Source organism: Saccharopolyspora shandongensis, assembly GCF_900106995.1.
GTDB lineage: Bacteria > Actinomycetota > Actinomycetes > Mycobacteriales > Pseudonocardiaceae > Saccharopolyspora > Saccharopolyspora shandongensis.
Genome location: NZ_FNOK01000030.1, coordinates 1 through 17,534 on the forward strand (window position 1 = coordinate 1; position 17,534 = coordinate 17,534).

A 17,534-nucleotide genomic window follows, 5' to 3' on the forward strand; every position below is an offset into this window, starting at 1 on the left:
CTCACAGGTGCGGTGTGCGTGCTCGGCGTCGGCCTCAACATCGTGGTGCCGGGTGATGCGTTCGAGATCGTGCTGAACTTCGCCGCGGTCGCCATCATCACCACCTGGTCCATGATCGTGTTGTGCCATCTGCTGTTCGTGCGCAAGGCGAAGTCGGGTGAGGTGGAGCGGCCGTCCTACCGGCTGCCGGGCGCGCCGGTCACGCAGATCGCGACTTTGGCGTTCCTGGCGTCGGTGGTGGTGCTGATGTGGTTCGACGTCCCGGCCGGGCGGCTGACGCTGCTGTGCGTGCCGGTGCTGGTCGTGGTGCTGGTGATCGGCTGGTTCGCAGTCCGCAAGCGCGTGGACACCACCAAGGCGCTCGGCGAGAAGGTCTGAGCAGTGACAGGAGCGGGAGCGGTCGAGGACCGCTCCCGCTCCTGCGTTTCGAGCCGGATCAGCGCTGGCTCTCCGGGACCCAGTTCCGCACGACCGGGTGGTATCCGGCCGGCTTGTCGCCGAGCTTGACGCCGGCGTTGATGATCCATGACTGGTACTCCGGCGTGAACATCACGTAGGGCTTGCCCGGCGGCACGGCGCTGGCGGCGTCGAGGTCGGCGCGCAGTTCCCCGGGAATTTCGAAATCCAGTGCCGCCAGCGAGGAACCGAGCTGCTCGGCGCTGCTCGCCCCCGCGATCGCCGAGGCGATCCCGGGCTGGGTCGCGACCCAGTTGAGCGCCACCTGCGCCATCGTGACGCCCAGCTCGTCCGCCACGGTCTCCAGCGTCTTCAGCAGCGCCCAGTGCCGGTCGGTCCACTCGTACCCGACACCGCCTTCGCCGCTGAGGCGCCCTTCGCCGGTCAATCCCTTGTCGGAGTTGCGGTACTTGCCGGTGAGGAAGCCGCTGCCGAGCGGGCTCCAGGCCGTGATGCCGAGGCCCAGGGCCTGGCCGGCCGCGACGTGCTCCGCCTCGATCGTCCGCTCCACCAGGGAGTAGGGCAGCTGCAGGGTGATCATCGGCACGAGGGAGTGGGCCTCGGCGAGGGTCTGCGCTCGGGCCGCGTACCAGGCGGGCACGTCGGACAGGCCCGCGTAGCGGATCTTCCCCGCCTTCGTGAGGTCGTCGAAGGTGCGCAACACCTCTTCGACCGGGGTGATCCGGTCCCACGTGTGCAGCAGGAACAGGTCGAGGTAGTCGGTGCGCAGGCGTCGCAGCGACGACTCCACCGCCCTGATCATGTGCTTGCGGCCGTTCCCGCCCGCGTTCGGGTCGCCCGGGTCGACGCTGTTGGTGAACTTGGTGCTGAGCACCATCCGGTCGCGGACCCCGGCTTCCGCGATGAGGTTGCCGAGGATCGCTTCGCTCTCGCCCGCGGTGTAGAAGTCCGCGGTGTCGATGAAGTTCCCGCCCGCTTCGACGTAGCGGCGGAAGATCGGCCGGGCCTCGTCCTCGGTCTTGCCGTACGAGGCGTGGAAACCGCCGGTGCCGAAGTTCATCGTGCCCAGCGACAGGCGGCTGACGCGGAGTCCGGACCGGCCGAGCAGGTAGTACTGGTCGAGTGACATGGATTCGTTGCTCCTGATCAGGTGGCGGGGCAGGGGATTCAGGCGGTGAGGAGTTCGCGGGCCTTGACCGGATTGGTGTAGTCGCGCCAGGCGATGATCCGGCCGTCCTCGATCTCGTAGACGGCCATGTTCATCACCGGGGCCAGCGGCCCGCCGGGCAGCGCGAGTCCGTGGATCTGCTCGGCGATCACGACGTCGCCGTTGACGGCCTGGTGGACGGTCTCGAACTCCACCCGCTCGAAGCTCTCGAAAACCCCCTTCCACAGGCCGACGACCGCATCGCGGCCGCGGACCTCGTCGTCGCCGTAGCTGTGGAAGACGACCTCGGGGTGGAGGTAGGGGGCGAGCTCGTCGGCGTTCTTGGTGTTGAAGGCCGCCAGGAAGCGGCGTACCAGGGTGTCGTTGTCATTGGCCATGCGGTTCAGGGTGGAGAACGAAAAATGGACCTGCAAGTACAGAAACGTCGGGTCCAAGTTTGTACTTGCCGGTCCATTTTCTGCTGTCTAGGCTCGCGCCGTCCACCGCGTCAGAAACGAGAGAAGGTTCCCGATGCACGCGATCTTCGTGCGCGAACACGGCGGCCCGGAGGTCATGAACTGGGCCGAATTCCCCGATCCCGCACCGGGTCCCGGCGAGGTCGGAGTGCGGCTGCGGGCGGCCGGGGTGAACTTCATGGACACCGGAGTCCGGAAGATGCCCGTCCCCACGTGGTCGCTGCCCGCGGTGCTGGGCGTCGAAGGTGTGGGCATCGTCACAGAGCTGGGCGAAGGCGTGCAGGACCTCTCCGTCGGCGACCGCGTCGCGTGGTACTACCACCAGGGGAGCTACGCCGAGCGGCTCGCCATTCCCGCGGAGTCGCTGGTGCGCGTGCCCGACGACGTCGACGACGAGGTCGCAGCCGCCGTCATGATGCAGGGGCTCACAGCCAACCACTTCACCACCGAGACGTACGCGATCCGGCCCGGCGACAGGGCCGTCGTGCACGCCGCCGCGGGCGGGGTCGGGTTGGCGCTGACCCAGCTGATCAAGGCCCGGGGCGGCAAGGTGATCGCCCTGGTGTCCCGCGAGGAGAAGGTGCCGGTGGCGGAGGAAGCCGGTGCCGATCACGTTCTCGTGTCCAGCGGAGGCGGTTTCGAAGACCGGGTGCGGGATCTCACCGGCGGTGAGGGCGCGCACGTCGTGTACGACGGCGGCGGCTCGGAGACGTTGCGCTCGTCGCAGCTCGCCCTCCGCCCGCACGGCGTCCACGCCTACTACGGCGTGCTGATCGGCAACCCGACGTTCCGCCCGATGGACATGCCGAACAGCATCCTGATGTCCTATCCGGCCGTCGGCGACCACGTGCCGACGCGCGAAGCCCTGGTCCGGCGGACGAACGAGCTCTTCGACTTCGTCCGGAAGGGGCAGTTCACGCCGCGCATCGGGCAGCGCTACGCCCTGGCCGACGCCGCGCAGGCGCACCGGGACATCGAATCCCGGCGCACCACGGGGAAATTGCTATTGCTGCCCTGATCCGTTCGGCCCCGCGGGTCTGCGGCGTACTTCGCGCGCCGCAGACCCGCGTCGATCTCGGTGACGTCCCACCAATGTGGACGGTCAGTGGTGGCCGCCCTGCGCGGTGATGACGAAGTCCACGGTCTTGCTGTCGATGACCTTGTGCGTGGGGTCGGCCAGTTGCACCAGCACCTTGTGCGGGCCCGGCGGCAGGCCCTGGATGATGAGCGGATCGCCGCTGCCGTCCGCCCAGTGCCACGGCGCGTCGTCGACCGTGACGTGGATGTGGCCGATCCGGGGCGAAACGTCGAGTGCGGCGGGCCCGTACACCGGAACGATCCGCAGGTTCTCCGCCCGGTAGCGGATCACCGCCAACCCCATCGCCAGCTGGTCGGGCAAGGGGGCGTCGACGGCGAGCGACGCGGGTGGTTGCGACGGCAGGGGAACGACCGGCGCCGGTTCCCAGCCTGCCGCACCGGCGGCCACCGGCGCTGGGGGCTCCGACGCCAGGGACGTCGGCGCCGATGAGGGAGCGCCGGTCGAGCAAGCGGTCGCGAGCGCGGCGAAGGTGGTGGCCGCGGCGCCGATCGCGATTCGGCGGATCCTGCGAGGCGCGGAGCGACGTCCCGATCGCGGAGAACGTGGCAGGTCGTGGTGAGGCATGGGGCCACGCTAGATTTCCGCCGGAAGCCCCGGCGACAGTCGGGCGACGCCATTGCCGTACGTCATCACCTGCCGCCTGCACGGCCAGGTTTCCCGGAGCGATCGCGAAGTGACCACTTCGGACGGCCCCGCGATCAGACGTTAGGGCCACCCGCCTTGAAGGCCGTCCCAGAGGTGCTCCGCCAGGCTGATCCGAAGGCGCCCGATGCCCAGCACCAGCGGCGGTTTCGCGCGAAACCGCCGCCTCGCCCTCACGGGGAATGGCGGTTTCGCGCGAAACCGGCGTTCGGCGTCTCACGCGTGTCCGCGCGAGTTCGAAACGGCTCAGGCGGGGCGCGCGGTTCGCAGGTAGTCGAGGCACAGGTCCAGCGCGGATTCCAGGTGTTCTGCGGAGCCCGTCGACATCAGGATCGTCACGCCGCCCTGGATCGCGGCGATCAGGGCGCCCGCCGTGCGCTCCGCATCGAGGTGGCGGCTGACCTGCCCGACTTCCTGCATGTGCTCGATGCCTGTCTGGACCTGGCGCTGCCACTGGCCGAGCAGCTGCGCGGTCACCGCCTGTGCGGCCTGGCTGTGCCGGCCGATCTCGGTGATCAGCACCCCCAGCGGGCAGTGCACGCCTTGCCCGCGGTACCGCTCGACCACGGCCTCGCGCCACCGCCGCCACGCCGCCCACGAGGTGAGCTGCCCGAGGTGCGGCTGCTGGTCGTCGAGCACCCGGTCGGCCTCGCGTTGCGCCACCGCCAGCAGCAGTTGTTCCTTGCCGTCGGGGAAGTAGTGGAACAGCTGGCTCTTGCCGGTGCCGCTGCGCCGGCCGATGTCGTCGAGCGTGGTCGTGCCCACGCCCCGCTCGCGGATTTCCGCCGCGGCCGCGTCGATAATCCGCTGGCGGGTTGCAGCGCCCTTCTTCGTGAGCACCGGTCCTCCCATGGCGTGCACCTCCACCGGGAGTGTACTCGGCGGTTCATTTTTTGCGAGGGCTCGCCGCTCGCCACCGGGAAAGCGGGATGCACCGCGCTTTCCCGGTGACGGGCGCCGTCAAGGAACTCGGATGCCGGCGACGGTGGCGAGGGTGAAGGTGACCTCGTCGATCGCGTCGGCGAGCTCGACGGGCCGGGCGAGGAACGGCGAATGGCCGCCGGGGAGGTGCCGGACGACGTCGGCGCTCTGCAGCGCCCGCTGGGTGAACAGCTCGGGCATGCTCCTGTCGTCGTCGCAGACGATCAGCGCCGACGGGATGGTTCGCCACGACGCTCGCGTCTGCTCGTCGAGGAAGACCCGCGCGCTTTGCGGCCTGAGCCGGGCCACCGCCTTGGCGGCCCACTCCGCGGGAACGTCGTGGTAGAAGGCTTCGTGCGGCGGCAGGTGCGGCGCGGTCTCAGCTTCCAGCGGGAACCACGGCCCGCCGAGGGACGAGGTCACCGCCTCGTCCGCCTCCAGCATGTGCGCCGCCAGGTAGACCAGCTGCCGCACGTTGGGCAGCGTGTCGGCGACCTCGCTGACCGGGACACCGCCGTAGGAATGCGCGAGGACGGTGACCGGGCCGTCGATGGACTCCAGGTGTTCCCGCACCGCCTGCGCGTCGTCGTGCATCCCGGTGCCCGGATTGCCCCACGTGCTGGGCAGGTCGACCGCGGACGTCGTCCAGCCGCGGCGCTCCAGCTCGGGTACGAGCCGCTCCCAGCACCAGGGGCCGTGCCAGGCGCCGTGCACGAGGACCAGGTGCCTCGGGCCAGCCAGCATGTCTTCCTCATCTCTGCGTGCGAGTCGACCCGAAGTGGACGGTCGACTCGACGGGGGCGGATTTCGGCCCCGTCATGGGAAAAGCGCCGTCTGCGCCGGACGGTCGTCGGCGCAGACGGCGATTCGGGGAATCAGTTGTTCGTGCAGCGGTAGCTGGAAGCGGCAGCGGGGTCGCCCGCTCCCGAGTACCGGGAAACCTGCGGGTGCGGGCAGAGGTCGCGGGTAGCGGTCCGGCCGCCGGCAACGGTCGACGCCGCCAGGGTCGCCGGGGCCTTGCCGTGCTCGACCCAGTCCACCAGGGCGCCCAGCGGGTTCTCCGGAACCGGGCCCGCGCCGCCGCCGCAGTGCTCCACGCCGGGCGCGAGGAACAGGCGGTAGAAGTCGTTCACGCGCTCGGCGCCGCCCATCCGCCGCTCCACCCGGTCGCGGTAGTCGAGCGTGCCGCCCGGCGGGATCAGCTGGTCGTCGGTGCCCACGAACGTGATCAGCTTGCCGCCGGAGCGCCGGAAGTCCGACAGGTCCGGGTTCGCGGTGCCGATGATCTCGTCGTACTCCTTCACCGACTGGCGGAAGAGCTCGGTGAACCGGCGGTAGGTGATCGTCGAGGTGTCGAAGCCGGGCTGCTTCGCCAGGAAGGACTGCACCCAGGCCACGGCCACCGGGAAGCCCGGCGCCGACAGGGTGCCGTCCGGATCGACCTTCGTTCCGGCCAGCCACACGGGGTCGGCTCCCTTCGGCAGGCCCGACCACAGGCTCCGGCCGCGTTCATCGGTCGGTCCGGCCCAGACCTTGCGCATGACCTCCGCGTCCGCGGGCGTCACGGTGAGTTCCTCGCCCTCGCAGAGCACCTTGGTGCCCACGAGGGTGCGCGGGTCGTAGCTGCATTCGTCCGGTCGGTCGACGATGCCGTTGGTGACGCCGTCGTCCGCGTCGCAGGCCGCGATCGCCGCCTGCCGGAACGCGTTGAGGACGCAGTTGCTCGGGAAGTGGTGGTCCTGGTTCATCACGACCTGCGGCCACAGGGTCGCGACCGCGAACCGGGTCCAGTCGACGGCGGGGGCGTTCGCCAGGATGCCGTCGAAGTCGCCGGGGTGGTTCTGGGCCTCGGAGTAGCCCTGGCGGCCGCCGGTCGAGCAGCCGTTCCAGTAGGAGTACGTGATCGACCGGCCGTAGAACTCCTGGGTCACGTCCTTGCCGATCAGGGCCTCTTCGTGCACCGAGCGCGTCGCGAAGTTGGTCACCAGCGGCGTGTTGATCTTCCCGTTGGCGGTCACCGCCCAACCGGTTTCGAGGGGGTTGTCAGAGGAGGGCACGCCGGCGTCGGTCGTCACGCCGCTGTAGCCATCCTTGACGGCCTGGACCAGCGGCGCGCCGAAGTTACCGGCGGCGTAGGCGCTGCCGCCGATGGCCTGGAGCCGGCCCGTCCACCCGGTCTCCGGCAGCGCCACCACGACCTTCACGTGGTCGTTCGCGCCCGGGTGGGTCACGGTGACGGTGATCTCGCAGTACGCGGGCACACCGGTGATTTCGGACGCGGGCGAGAACGGTGTCGCCGGGAAGGTGACGGTTCCGCCGGGCTTCCGGGCCGCCTGCACCGACTCGATCATCGAGCCGGGCGGTGCGTCGACGGGGACCGGGGAACACGTCGGCGCGGCCGTGCTCACCACCTGTGCCGGGTCGCCTGGACCCAGCTGTGCCGCGGCGATCCCGCCGAGGGGGATCAGCGCGAGCGGCGCGGCCGCCGCTACCAGTTTCGTCAAGAGCCGCATGGACTTCCTTCTCGCTGTTTCTCGCATTCGGATTCGCCCGCGAGCTCGTGGCGGTGCGCGATCGCGGCACCTGCCACGGCGAGCGACGAGCTCGCGACCCCGGCGGCGGAGGGAGGTTCCCGCGCAGGCCGGTCGTCGGCGCCTTCTTGGGCGCCGCGGGGTGAAAGTCGCGGAACCGACGGTACGGCGACGTCATTGACAAGCGATTTACGCCGAGTAGACGTGCTTCCCGGGCGAACTTCCACGCCAGGGCGCGGTTTCCGGACGAATCGGGCGCGGGCGACCTGCCGGAACGTCACTCGGTGTCGCCGGTGTGCAGGCGGGATTCGCCGCCCGGCCCTTCGGTAGGGTCGTGTCCGGGGGCTCGTGTACGGCCCGGCGAAATCGGCCGAGGGCACCCAGGGCAGGAGTGCGCACGATGCGACTTTTCGGGCGGGAAGCCGAGCTGAAGCTCCTGGCCGAGATCATCGACGGGCCGGGGGAGCGCGGCGGCGTCCTCCTGCACGGCGAGGCCGGCATCGGGAAGTCCGCGCTCGTGGCGGAGGCCGTTTCGGCGGCGTCGATCGCCGGCCTGCGGGTGCTGAAGACCACCGGCGTGGAGGCGGAGCAGAACCTCGCCTACGCCGGATTGCACCAGCTGCTGCACCCGGTCCGGGCGGGCGTGGACGCCCTCCCGGCCCCGCAGCGGGACGCCCTGCGAACGGCGCTGGGACTCGCCGGCGGCGGGGAACCCAGCACCTACCTGGTCGGCCTCGCCACGCTGAGCCTGCTGGCCGACGAAGCCGCCGACCGGCCGCTGCTGATCGTCGCGGAGGACGTGCACTGGCTCGACCGCGCGAGCGCGGACGTGCTCGCCTTCGTGGCGCGCCGGATCGAGTCCGATCCCGTCGTGCTGATCGCGACGCTGCGCACCGATGAGCGCTCGCCGCTGCAGGACGCCGGGCTGTCGCCGATGCTCGTCGACCGGCTCTCCGACCAGAGCGCCGGTGAGGTCCTGGACTCGATCGCGCCCGGCCTCGCGCCGGAACTCCGGGCGCAGCTGCTGGCGGAGGCGGCGGGCAATCCGCTGGCGTTGAGCGAATTGCCCGCGGCGACGGCGGATCTCGACGGGATCGACCCGGTGCTGCCGCTGGGCGACCGCCTCGAACGCGCTTTCACCGCCCGGGTCGCCGCCCTCGCCGCGCCCACCCGCACCGCCCTGCTGGTCGCGGCGCTCAACCAGACCGACTCGGTCGCCGAAACGCTCGCGGCCACCGGCCGGATCCTGGGCACGGCCGACCTGGAAGTCCTGGCACCGGCCGTCGAGGTCCGGTTGGTCGAGCTCGCCATCGACGCGGTGACGTTCCGGCATCCGCTGATGCGCTCGGCGATCGCGGCGGCTTCGACGCTGGCCGAGCGCAGGCAGGTCCACCTGGCGCTGGCCGAGACCCTGCTCGACAAGCCGGACCGCCGGGCGTGGCACCGGGCCGCCGCGACGGCCGGAGCCGACGAGGACGTGGCCGCCGAACTGGAACGGACGGCCGACCGGGCGCAACAGCGCGGCGGGCTCGCCGCCGCGATCGCGGCGTTGGAGCAGGCGGTCAGGCTGAGCGAGCGGCCGGACGGGCAGGCGGCCCGCCTGCTGCGTGCCGCCGAGCTGTCGGTCGAATCCGGCCGCCGCGACAAGGCCGAGCGCCTGGTGCGCGACGCGCGGGCCCTGGAACTCTCGCCACGTCAGCGCGCCACCGCCAGCTGGCTGCTCAGCGGCTTCGAGGACGGGGTGCGCGAGGACGTCTCCCGGGTGTCGGAGCTGGGCGAACTCGTCGAGGCGGTCGCCACGGACGGGCAGGTGGAGGCGGCCGTCCGGATCCTGCTGGGCGCCGCCATGCGCTGCTTCTGGTCCGAACCCGGCCCGGCCGCGCGCGGCTCGCTGCTGGGCGTGGCCGACCGGCTGCCCATCGACGCCGGCGATCCGCGGATGGTCGCCGTCGCCGCGTACGTCGCGCCGTTCGAGCGCGGCCACCGGGTGGTCGACGGGCTGCGCGAGCTGGCCGGGGTCGCCGGATCCAACCCGGAGGTGGACCGCTACCTGGGCAGCGCGGCCATGCAGGTCGGGGCCTTCGACCTGGCCGCCCGCTTCACCGCGGCGGCCGTGCCCGGGCTGCGCGCCCAGGGGCGGCTCGGGACGCTGCCCCGGGCGCTGACCGTGCAGGCGTGGAGCCGGGCCCGGCTCGGTGACCTGGCCACGGCCGTCCCGATCGCCGCCGAGGCCGCCGCGCTCGCCAGGGAAACCGGCCAGCCGTTCATGCACGGGCTGGCCACGGCCGTTCAGGCGGAGATCGCCGCGCTGCGGGGCGACCACGAGCAGGCCGGGGCGCTGGTGAACGAGGCCGAACGGATCGGCCTCGCCGCGGGCGCCCGGCCGGTGCTGGCCACCGTCCAGCTCACCCGCGGGCTGCTGGCCCTGAGCGAGGGCCGCTTCGACGACGCGTTCGCCGACCTGCGCCGGGTCCTCGATCCCGCGGATCCCGCCTATCAGTTCGGTCTGCGCGCGTACTTCGTCGCGGAGCTCACCGAGGCCGCGGTGCGGGCCGGGAAAGCGGACGCGATGCGGGACGTCCTGCGGGAGCTGGAACCGCTGGCGGCGTCGACGCCGTCGCCGGCGTTGCACATCGGGCTGCGCTACGCGCGCGCAGTGCTCGCTGCCAACGGCGAGGCGGAGGAGCTGTTCACGGCCGCGTTGCGGGCCGATCTGACCGGCTGGCCCGCGGAGCGCGGGCGGGTCCACCTGGCGTTCGGCGAGTGGCTGCGGCGGCAGCGCCGGGTGGTGGAGTCCCGGACGCACCTGCGCACGGCCCGGGATGCCTTCGACGCGCTCGGGATGGCCGCGTGGGGCGAGCGGGCCCGCCGGGAGTTGCGCAGCGCGGGGGAGTCGAGCCCGAACCGGGGCCCGGACGCGCGGGAACGGCTGACCCCGCACGAGCTGAGCATCGCGCAGCTGGCCGCAGACGGGCTGACGAACCGGGAGATCGGGCAGCGGCTCTACCTGTCGCACCGGACCGTCGGCACCCACCTGTACCGGATCTTCCCCAAGCTGGGCGTGAGTTCCCGGGCCGATCTGGTGGGAACGCTCAAGAAGCTCGAGGACGAGCCCGCCCGGTAGGGCCGATCGCCGGTGACTTACACCGTCGGCGTCATCCGACGGTCGCGAACGCCTCCGCGGGCTCCTTAGCGTCCTGGGCATGCCGGGAGGACCGTGGGGCTTCCCGGCGCGTCGCGGGAGAACACGCCCGCGCCCCGGTGGACGAGATTCGCGCAGGAGTTCCAGATGATCAGCAGAAGACGATTCACGCAGGCGTTCGCGGCGGGTGTGGCGGCGACGTCGCTGGCCGCCTGCTCGTCGAACGCTCCCGCCACCCCCGCCGCCGCTCCCGCGGGTGCAGATCTCCGGGTCGGATCGGGCGAGAACACCACGCTCGGCCCGATCAAGCAGATCGACGCCGGTGTGCTCAACATGGCTTACGCCGAGTTCGGCCCCGCCACCGGCCAGCCGGTGCTGCTGCTGCACGGCTGGCCCTACGACCCGTACAGCTACGCCGACGTCGCGCCGCAGCTCGCCGCCGCGGGCTACCGGGTGATCGTTCCGTTCCTGCGCGGCTGGGGCCAGACCAGGTTCCTGTCGCCGCAGGCGGTCCGCAACGGGCAGCAGTCGGCGGTGGCGCTCGACATCATCGCTTTGATGGACGCGCTGCGGATCGACAAGGCGGTTCTGGGCGGATTCGACTGGGGTGCGCGGACCGTCGCCATCATGGCCGCGCTCTGGCCCGAACGCTGCAAGGCGATCGTCTCGGTGAGCGGGTACATCATCACCAACCTCGAAGCGAACAAGCAGCCGCTGCCCCCGGCGGCCGAGCTGGGCTGGTGGTACCAGTACTACTTCGCGACCGAGCGCGGCGCCCTCGGCTACGACCGGAACCGGCACGACTTCAACAAGCTGATCTGGAAGATCGCGTCGCCGCAGTGGAACTTCGACGACGCCACCTACGACCGCAGCGCGGCGTCGTTCGACAACCCCGACCACGCCGACATCGTCGTCCACAACTACCGGTGGCGGCTGAGCCTGGCGCCCGGCGAGCCGCAGTACGACCAGTACGAGCAGCGGCTCGCCGCCGGGCCGGCCATCTCGGTGCCGTCGATCACGATCGGCAGCGACTTCGACGGCGCGGCCAAGAACGGCGCCGCCTACCGCGCCAAGTTCACCGGCAAGTACGAGCACCGGGTCTACGACGGGATCGGGCACAACGTCCCGCAGGAAGCCCCGCGCCCCTTCGCCCAGGCGATCATCGACGCGGACCGGCTCTGAACCACGCAGAACGCGCGCCCGGCGGCCCAATCGGCCACCGGGCGCGCGCCTGTTCATCGGAACAGGTTGTGAGGTAAGGACTTCCGGTGGTCGAACCCGGGTGAGCTCCGTGGACGGACTGGGCACGGCTTTGAGCCCGCCACCGGGCGGTGGCGGGCTCAAAGCGTCCGGGAGACGTCAGTCGACGGTGGCGTCGAGGGTGACCTCGATGTTGCCCCGGGTCGACTTCGAGTACGGGCACACCTGGTGCGCGCCCTGGACGAGCTCGTCCGCGGTCGCCTGGTCGATCCCCGACGCTTCCAGGTGCAGCGCGGCGCTGAGCTTGAACTCGTTCGCGTCGGTGTCGTGGTGCAGCGTGACCTCCGCGATCACGGCCAGGTCGGTCAGCTTGACCTTCTTCTCGCCGGCCACGCGGCGCACGGCGCCGACGAAGCAGGACGCCCAGCCCGCGGCGAACAGCTGCTCGGGGTTGGTGCCGCCGCCGGCACCGCCGAGCGCCTTCGGCACGGCGAGGCCGACGTCGAGCACGCCGTCGTCGGAGATCGCCCGCCCGCCGTTGCGGCCCTCCGCGGTGGAGGTGGCTACCGCGGTGTAGGTGGTTTCAGCCATGGCATTCCTTCTCGTCTTCGCGTTCTCACAGGGTGTTGCCGCGCCCGCCCCGGCCGGGCTCACCAGCCGACCGGGGCGGTCCAGGAGGCGGGGACGACCGTGCACCGCGCGACGGCGCGGATTTCTGCGCGGTGACGGCATTTGACGCTCGGGGGCTTTCCCCGCCTCGGTGTGCGGCCCGGCGTTCGTGAAGCACGACCACCGCGGCTCGGCACGACACCACGTTAAGAACCCGGCAAATGCCTTGGCGACAGTCGGATGACGTCATGCCCGTACGTCACCGGCGTTCAGACCAGCGAGGCGCCGACCGCCGTCCCGATCCTGGCGCGCATCCGCCGGAGACCGGGACCGGGTTCCAGCCCCAGATCGTCGGCCAGCAACCGGGCGATCCGCTGGTAGGCCGACACCGCCTCGTCGCGGCGGCCGTCCCGGTCGAAGGCCCAGATCAGCAGTTCCCACAGCCTCTCTCGATACGGCTCCGCCGTGGTCGCGAGCGTGAGCTCGGCGATCGCCTGGTCGCAGTGGCCCTGCTCGATGTCCAGCGCCCAGCGATCCTCCATGGCCGTCGCGCGCAGCCGTTCCAGCCAGGTGCGGCGGCCTTCGAAGAAGGCGCCGCCCAACCCGCCGAGTGCGGGCCCGCGCCACAGCGCCAGCGCGTCGCGCGACAGGCGGGACGCCTCCGCGAGTCGTCCCCGTTCGCGGGCCTCGCGCACGGCGGACGTGGTCTGGCGGAACACCGGCACGTCGACCGCGCGGGGCGCGACGACCAGCTGGTAGCCGCGGCCCGCCGAGCGGATCTCCGCCTCACCGCCCGCCAGGATCCGGCGCAGCCGGGAGACGTAGGTGCGGGTCGTGACAACGGCGCTGGGCGGAGCGTCCAGCCCCCACAGCGCGCGGACGATCTCGTCGACCGAGACCTGTCGCCCCTCGCTGAGCAGCAGCAGCGCGAGCACACCGCGCTGCTGCGGGGAGCCTGCCGCCAGCTCCCCGCCGCCGCTCCAGACCTTGATCGGGCCGAGCAGCCCGAAGCTCAAACCGGCCATCGTGGTTGGCGCTCCTCCCGTTGATCGCGACCTGCGGTGCCGCCCGGCCGTCGCCGATCCGCGCTGCCGGGGCCCGCCAGGACTGTGGGTGCAGCGTCGAACACACCGGCACACTTTAGGTTCCGCCGTTGCGCGCCGAACGCCGATGCCCCCTGTTACCGAACGTCTATCCGCTGTCTGCGCCGAGGCGCTAGGAAGGCTCCGGCACGAGAAGTCGTGGCGAGGTCACCGAAAGGACCGGGGCGGCGCGCCGAATCGCGCACGCCCGGTCGCATCGCTGCCCGAGGCGACGTACACCCTCGGCGTCGCTTGACGCACGCGATGGCGATCCGAGCCCGCCTACCTTCGGGCGTGCCCTGCTGCGGACCCGCGACCCGGGTCGGCCGCCGCGACTCTTGCGAAGGAAAGGCCCCACTGGTGATCGGACGAGCGTCCACCGACTCGCCTCCTTGCCGGTTCACCGTTCTCGGCCCGCCCGGCCTGAACTGCTACGGCACGGAGCTGGACCTCGGCTCGCCGCAGCAACAAGCCGTCCTGATGCTGCTGCTGGTCAACAGCGGCAGGTTCGTGCAGGTCGGCGAGCTGATCGACGGCCTGTGGGGAGACCGGGCGCCGGTCACCGGCGAAGCCGTCATCCGGACCTACATCTCCCGCCTGCGGCGGATGCTGTCCGGGCACGGGCTCGGCTCGGCGATCCGGTCCCAGGCCGGGGGATACCTGCTGGACCCGTCGCTGTTCGTGCTGGACGCGGCCGAGTTCGCCGACCTGGTCGAGAGCGCCAGGCGGGAGCACACGGCGGGGAACGTCTCGGCGGCGGCGGACCACCTGGCGGCCGCGCTCGACCTGTGGACCGGGACCGCGCTGGCCGGGGTTCCCGGCGACGCCGCCGAGCGGGAGCGGTCGCGGCTGGAACGGCTGAAGCTGACCGCCACCCAGGAGCTGCTGCGGACCCGCCTGGAGCTGGGGGAGCACGCCGAGGTGGTGGCCGAGGTGCCGTTGCTCATCGAGCAGAACCGGCTCGAAGAGCCGCTGTACGAGATCTACCTGCTCGCCCTGTACCGCAGCGGCCGGCGGGCCGAGGCCCTGGAGGTCTACCGGACGGTCTACGACCTGCTCAGCGAGGAGATGGGGGTCGGCCCGGGGCCGCTGCTGCAGGCGATCCACGAGAAGATCCTCCGGGCCGACGCGGATGTTCACGACGGGACGGCCGTCCCGCGAACCGGGTCGCACACGGCGCGTTCCGGCCAAGTGCCGGGCCGGGGCTTCGACCGGCAGTTCATCGGACGGGATGCGGAACGAGCGGTTTTCCGGGCGATGCTCGAAGGCCGCGAGCGCAGTGGTCCGCTGTTCGTCTGCGGTCCCGCCGGCATCGGAAAGTCGACGCTGCTGCGGAAGTTCGCGGACGACGCACGTGCTTCGGGCCGCCAGGTGTGGCATCTGCACGACCTGGATGCTTCGGAGCGCCGGGAACGCCTCGAACAAGTCGCCGACGAGCTCTCGACGGCTGTCGGCCCGGTGCTCCTCCTGGACTCCTTCGAGGAGTTCGGCGACCTCGAACACTGGTTGCGCGACGAGTACCTCTGGAAGCTGCGGGGCGCGGCGATCGTCGTGGTGGCGGGCCGGACCGGGCCGAGCGCCGGCTGGCTCATCGACCCGGCCTGGTCCGGGACGTTCACCCTCCGCTGCCTCGGAGCCCTCAGCGATGCGGAATCCGCCGCGCTGGTCGAGGCCCGCGGCGTCGCCCGGGAGCTCCGCGACTCCATTGTGGACTTCGCAGTGGGCAGTCCCCTCGCACTGTCGCTCGCGGCCGAGGTCGGCCGGAGCCTGCCGGTCGCCGGGAAGCCGTCGCGGCGCGACGCCGTGCGGTACGTGGTCGACAACGTCATCGCGCTGCTGGTAGGCCCCGCGCCGACCGCCGCGCACCGGTGGGCGCTGCACGTGTGCGCGCACGCCCGCTACACCACCGAGGACCTGCTCCGGGCGGTGGTTCCGGACGGCCAGGCGGAGGAGTTGTTCGACTGGCTCCGGGCTCAGCCGTTCGTCGAGACGGCCGCTCACGGCCTGGACATCAACGGCGTGCTGCGGGAATCGCTCGAATACCAGCTGCGGTGGCGCGACCCGGTCGGCTACGAGCAGATGCACCGGCGGATCCGCGAGTACGTCATGGGCGGCCTCCTGCGCGACGTCCGCGATCCACATGGGAGCGTGGCGGTGATGCGGACGATCGCCCATCTGCGCCGGCGGGGCGGGGTCGTGCCGCGGTACGTTTCAGGCACGGGCGACGAGGACTTGCAGGCGTCGACGGCGACCTCCGCGGACCACGGGGAACTTATCGCCATGGCGCGGGAGGACCACGGCGAGTCCGCGGCGGCCTCCGTCCGGTTCTGGCTGGAGCGCCAACCGAACGCGTTCCACCTGTTGCGGGACCGCAGGACGAAGCGGCTGCGAGCGTTCATGAGCTGGCTGCTCCTCACAGCACCGGCGCCGGAAGAACTCGCGGCAGACCCGATCGTCGAGGCGATCTGGCAGGACGTGAGCCGGCGGATGGAGCTGCCGGCCGGCGCGCACGTCTCGGTCGCGCGGCACCTCTTCTGCCCCGCAGGCGAAGCCGAACCGTCCTTCATCACGGACGCCTTCCAGGCGCGGTTGATGCGCGGCTGTCTGCACGAGCCCGGGCTGGCGGCCTCGTACCTGGTCCTGTCCAACGGGAAGTTCTGGCGCCCGTTGCTGGAGTACCTGGGCCACCACGAGGTGGAGACCGACCACCCGAACTCGATCTTCGGCCACGACTGGCTGGCGCCGCCACCCGGGGAGTGGCGGGATCGGCACCTGGACGAAGAGCTGTGGGCGCAGCGGCGCCTGAACCTGTTCGCCCGGCAGGGCTGAGCGTTGCGGTGTGCCGAACCGCGAATTCCTTCGGTGGCAACGCGATCACGCCGTCGAAGAACGTATACCGATCGTCGGCGTGCTTCGGAATAGCATCGTGGAGTTCCGCCTGGATCGTCGTCTCGCCACCCGAGCGAATGCCGCGACACCATCGCGAATCGCTCGGTGTGGCACGGGGGACGAGGCGCCCTAATCCCCCGGGGCGCCTCGTCCCGCCCCTCCGGAACGCGCGCCGGAGGGCGGCGACGTACACGGCTGACGTCACGCGACGGATGCCGGGCGGTGCGGTCGCTGATTAGCGTTGCGGTGTGGGCGAACACATCACGATCGAACGCCGCTGGATCCGCCCGGCGACAGCAACGCGCGGGCCCCGACGACATGCCGACCATGTCCACTTTGCACGAACTTCTGCTCGCAGGATCGCAGTGGCCGGGGACGTGCGCGATGGGGAGCGCGGGTGGTGGCCGCGAACTTCGTGGTGCCGAACGGCGTCGTCCCCGCGCTGTCGGCGAGATGTAGACAGCGCGGTGATCGACTTGGGTCCGAACTACCGCAGAGAAAGGGCGATCGTGGGCGTCGACGCGCGGACTGCGCTGGGAAATCCGGACTTGGTGGTCGGTCTGCTGCCGAGGGAGGGGCGCGGCGCGGGCAGCGGCGCGGCCGAAGCCCTCGGCGGGCACGCCGATGACGGGATCACCGTGTCGGTCTTCGCCGATGATCTCAGCGATGGGGTGCGCTTCCTGCGCGCCCTGAGCGAAGCACCCGAAGTCCGGGTGCTGCCGTTGAAGAGGCATGCGGAGGCGGACGTCGTGGTGGTGGTGGCCACCAGGGTCGACGACGCGCTCCTGCTGCAGATGGAGAAGGTCGCGGCGCAGGCGGAGAACTCGCGGCAGCGCATGGTGCTGATCTCCGACCCGATGCGGGAATCGCAGCTCTCCAGGATCGTGGGCTGCGGCGTGGTGAGCATCCTGCCGCGTGCGGCGATCGCGCCCCACCTGATCGTGCGGGCCGTGGTCGCCAGCGGCAGGGGTGAGGCGGTGATGCCCAAGAGGGTGGTCCGCCGGCTGCTGGAAGAGGCCAGGGAGTTCCACCAGGCCGCGCGCCGGGTGCCTCCGGTGCTCGTCGAGGCCGGGCTGACGGACCGGGAGCTGGACGTGCTCCGGATGTTCGCCGACGGGCACGACACGGGCTACGTCGCCGTCCAGCTCAGGCTCTCCGAGCGCACGATAAAGAAGATCGTCCAGGACCTGACGCGGCGCCTCGGGCTCCGCAATCGCACGCACGCGGTTTCCTACGCATTGCGGGCCGGTGTGATCTAGCGCCGTCAACGTTTCGTATTTCTTTTGTATGCGGCTCGCGTCCGCTGCCGGGAGGCCGGAGCCGACTGGGAACCTGATCCGTAGGACCGCTCGGCCGCGGCATTGCTCCAGCGGCGGACG

Annotated in this window: 13 protein-coding genes and 1 pseudogene; 6 read left to right on the forward strand and 8 right to left on the reverse strand. The window is 71.3% G+C overall.

The features are described 5' to 3' along the window. Positions 1 to 378 (forward strand): annotated as a pseudogene (locus tag BLW84_RS27220) (amino acid permease); the annotation flags it as partial. 58 nt (positions 379 to 436) lie between these two features. On the opposite strand, the gene BLW84_RS27225 reads toward BLW84_RS27220, so the two are convergent. Both BLW84_RS27225 and BLW84_RS27230 read right to left on the reverse strand, forming a co-directional pair. Next, a complete protein-coding gene (locus BLW84_RS27225) occupies positions 437 to 1,546 on the reverse strand; it encodes an aldo/keto reductase (RefSeq protein WP_093270759.1) in 1,110 nt (369 codons plus the stop codon). Positions 1,547 to 1,584: 38 nt separating this feature from the next. Continuing rightward, positions 1,585 to 1,962 (reverse strand): nuclear transport factor 2 family protein, encoded by a 378-nt coding sequence (locus BLW84_RS27230; RefSeq protein ID WP_093270879.1) that lies wholly within the window; start codon positions 1,960 to 1,962, stop codon positions 1,585 to 1,587. Between the two features lie 133 nt (positions 1,963 to 2,095). On the opposite strand from BLW84_RS27230, the gene BLW84_RS27235 reads away from it, so the two are divergent. Continuing rightward, a complete protein-coding gene (locus BLW84_RS27235) occupies positions 2,096 to 3,058 on the forward strand; it encodes a quinone oxidoreductase family protein (protein ID WP_093270762.1) in 963 nt (320 codons plus the stop codon). 84 nt (positions 3,059 to 3,142) lie between these two features. Here the strand turns inward: BLW84_RS27235 and BLW84_RS27240 are convergent, their stop codons facing one another. From BLW84_RS27240 to BLW84_RS27255, 4 genes are all read right to left on the reverse strand, one after another. Further along, positions 3,143 to 3,703, reverse strand: a complete 561-nt coding sequence (locus BLW84_RS27240) for a DUF6130 family protein (protein ID WP_245761411.1) — start codon at positions 3,701 to 3,703, stop codon at positions 3,143 to 3,145. Positions 3,704 to 4,027: 324 nt separating this feature from the next. Then, positions 4,028 to 4,621 (reverse strand): TetR/AcrR family transcriptional regulator, encoded by a 594-nt coding sequence (locus tag BLW84_RS27245; RefSeq protein ID WP_093270882.1) that lies wholly within the window; start codon positions 4,619 to 4,621, stop codon positions 4,028 to 4,030. Between the two features lie 120 nt (positions 4,622 to 4,741). Further along, positions 4,742 to 5,446 carry an alpha/beta fold hydrolase gene (locus BLW84_RS27250; RefSeq protein WP_093270768.1) on the reverse strand — a complete coding sequence of 235 codons (705 nt, stop codon included), beginning with the start codon at positions 5,444 to 5,446 and terminating at the stop codon, positions 4,742 to 4,744. A 131-nt stretch (positions 5,447 to 5,577) separates the two neighbouring features. Beyond that, the gene (locus BLW84_RS27255; RefSeq protein ID WP_093270771.1) at positions 5,578 to 7,215 is read right to left on the reverse strand and encodes a DUF6351 family protein; all 1,638 of its coding nucleotides are present in this window, start codon (positions 7,213 to 7,215) and stop codon (positions 5,578 to 5,580) included. Positions 7,216 to 7,633: 418 nt separating this feature from the next. Here BLW84_RS27255 and BLW84_RS27260 point away from each other — a divergent pair, with 418 nt between their 5' ends. Together BLW84_RS27260 and BLW84_RS27265 are read left to right on the forward strand one after the other, a co-directional pair. After that, the gene (locus BLW84_RS27260; protein WP_093270774.1) at positions 7,634 to 10,357 is read left to right on the forward strand and encodes an ATP-binding protein; all 2,724 of its coding nucleotides are present in this window, start codon (positions 7,634 to 7,636) and stop codon (positions 10,355 to 10,357) included. A 165-nt stretch (positions 10,358 to 10,522) separates the two neighbouring features. After that, positions 10,523 to 11,557, forward strand: coding sequence for an alpha/beta fold hydrolase (locus BLW84_RS27265; RefSeq protein WP_093270777.1), 1,035 nt, complete (start codon positions 10,523 to 10,525; stop codon positions 11,555 to 11,557). Positions 11,558 to 11,734: 177 nt separating this feature from the next. Here the strand turns inward: BLW84_RS27265 and BLW84_RS27270 are convergent, their stop codons facing one another. Both BLW84_RS27270 and BLW84_RS27275 read right to left on the reverse strand, forming a co-directional pair. Next, on the reverse strand, positions 11,735 to 12,166 hold the full coding sequence (locus BLW84_RS27270) for an organic hydroperoxide resistance protein (RefSeq protein ID WP_093270780.1): 432 nt from the start codon (positions 12,164 to 12,166) through the stop codon (positions 11,735 to 11,737). A 287-nt stretch (positions 12,167 to 12,453) separates the two neighbouring features. Beyond that, on the reverse strand, positions 12,454 to 13,209 hold the full coding sequence (locus BLW84_RS27275; protein ID WP_093270783.1) for an AfsR/SARP family transcriptional regulator: 756 nt from the start codon (positions 13,207 to 13,209) through the stop codon (positions 12,454 to 12,456). Positions 13,210 to 13,626: 417 nt separating this feature from the next. Here BLW84_RS27275 and BLW84_RS27280 point away from each other — a divergent pair, with 417 nt between their 5' ends. Both BLW84_RS27280 and BLW84_RS27285 read left to right on the forward strand, forming a co-directional pair. Next, positions 13,627 to 16,095: an AfsR/SARP family transcriptional regulator gene (locus tag BLW84_RS27280; RefSeq protein ID WP_245761412.1), complete on the forward strand. Its 2,469-nt coding sequence runs from the start codon at positions 13,627 to 13,629 to the stop codon at positions 16,093 to 16,095. Between the two features lie 527 nt (positions 16,096 to 16,622). Next, positions 16,623 to 17,414 carry a helix-turn-helix transcriptional regulator gene (locus BLW84_RS27285; protein WP_093270786.1) on the forward strand — a complete coding sequence of 264 codons (792 nt, stop codon included), beginning with the start codon at positions 16,623 to 16,625 and terminating at the stop codon, positions 17,412 to 17,414. Positions 17,415 to 17,534: the final 120 nt, after the last annotated feature.

What these genes read in the sequence shown, in the direction of transcription:
- BLW84_RS27225 (WP_093270759.1), bottom strand. Translation starts at nt 1,546, where the DNA reads ATGTCACTCGACCAGTACTACCTGCTCGGCCGGTCCGGACTCCGCGTC.
- BLW84_RS27230 (WP_093270879.1), bottom strand. Translation starts at nt 1,962, where the DNA reads ATGGCCAATGACAACGACACCCTGGTACGCCGCTTCCTGGCGGCCTTC.
- BLW84_RS27235 (WP_093270762.1), top strand. Translation starts at nt 2,096, where the DNA reads ATGCACGCGATCTTCGTGCGCGAACACGGCGGCCCGGAGGTCATGAAC.
- BLW84_RS27240 (WP_245761411.1), bottom strand. Translation starts at nt 3,703, where the DNA reads ATGCCTCACCACGACCTGCCACGTTCTCCGCGATCGGGACGTCGCTCC.
- BLW84_RS27250 (WP_093270768.1), bottom strand. Translation starts at nt 5,446, where the DNA reads ATGCTGGCTGGCCCGAGGCACCTGGTCCTCGTGCACGGCGCCTGGCAC.
- BLW84_RS27255 (WP_093270771.1), bottom strand. Translation starts at nt 7,215, where the DNA reads ATGCGGCTCTTGACGAAACTGGTAGCGGCGGCCGCGCCGCTCGCGCTG.
- BLW84_RS27260 (WP_093270774.1), top strand. Translation starts at nt 7,634, where the DNA reads ATGCGACTTTTCGGGCGGGAAGCCGAGCTGAAGCTCCTGGCCGAGATC.
- BLW84_RS27265 (WP_093270777.1), top strand. Translation starts at nt 10,523, where the DNA reads ATGATCAGCAGAAGACGATTCACGCAGGCGTTCGCGGCGGGTGTGGCG.
- BLW84_RS27270 (WP_093270780.1), bottom strand. Translation starts at nt 12,166, where the DNA reads ATGGCTGAAACCACCTACACCGCGGTAGCCACCTCCACCGCGGAGGGC.
- BLW84_RS27275 (WP_093270783.1), bottom strand. Translation starts at nt 13,209, where the DNA reads ATGGCCGGTTTGAGCTTCGGGCTGCTCGGCCCGATCAAGGTCTGGAGC.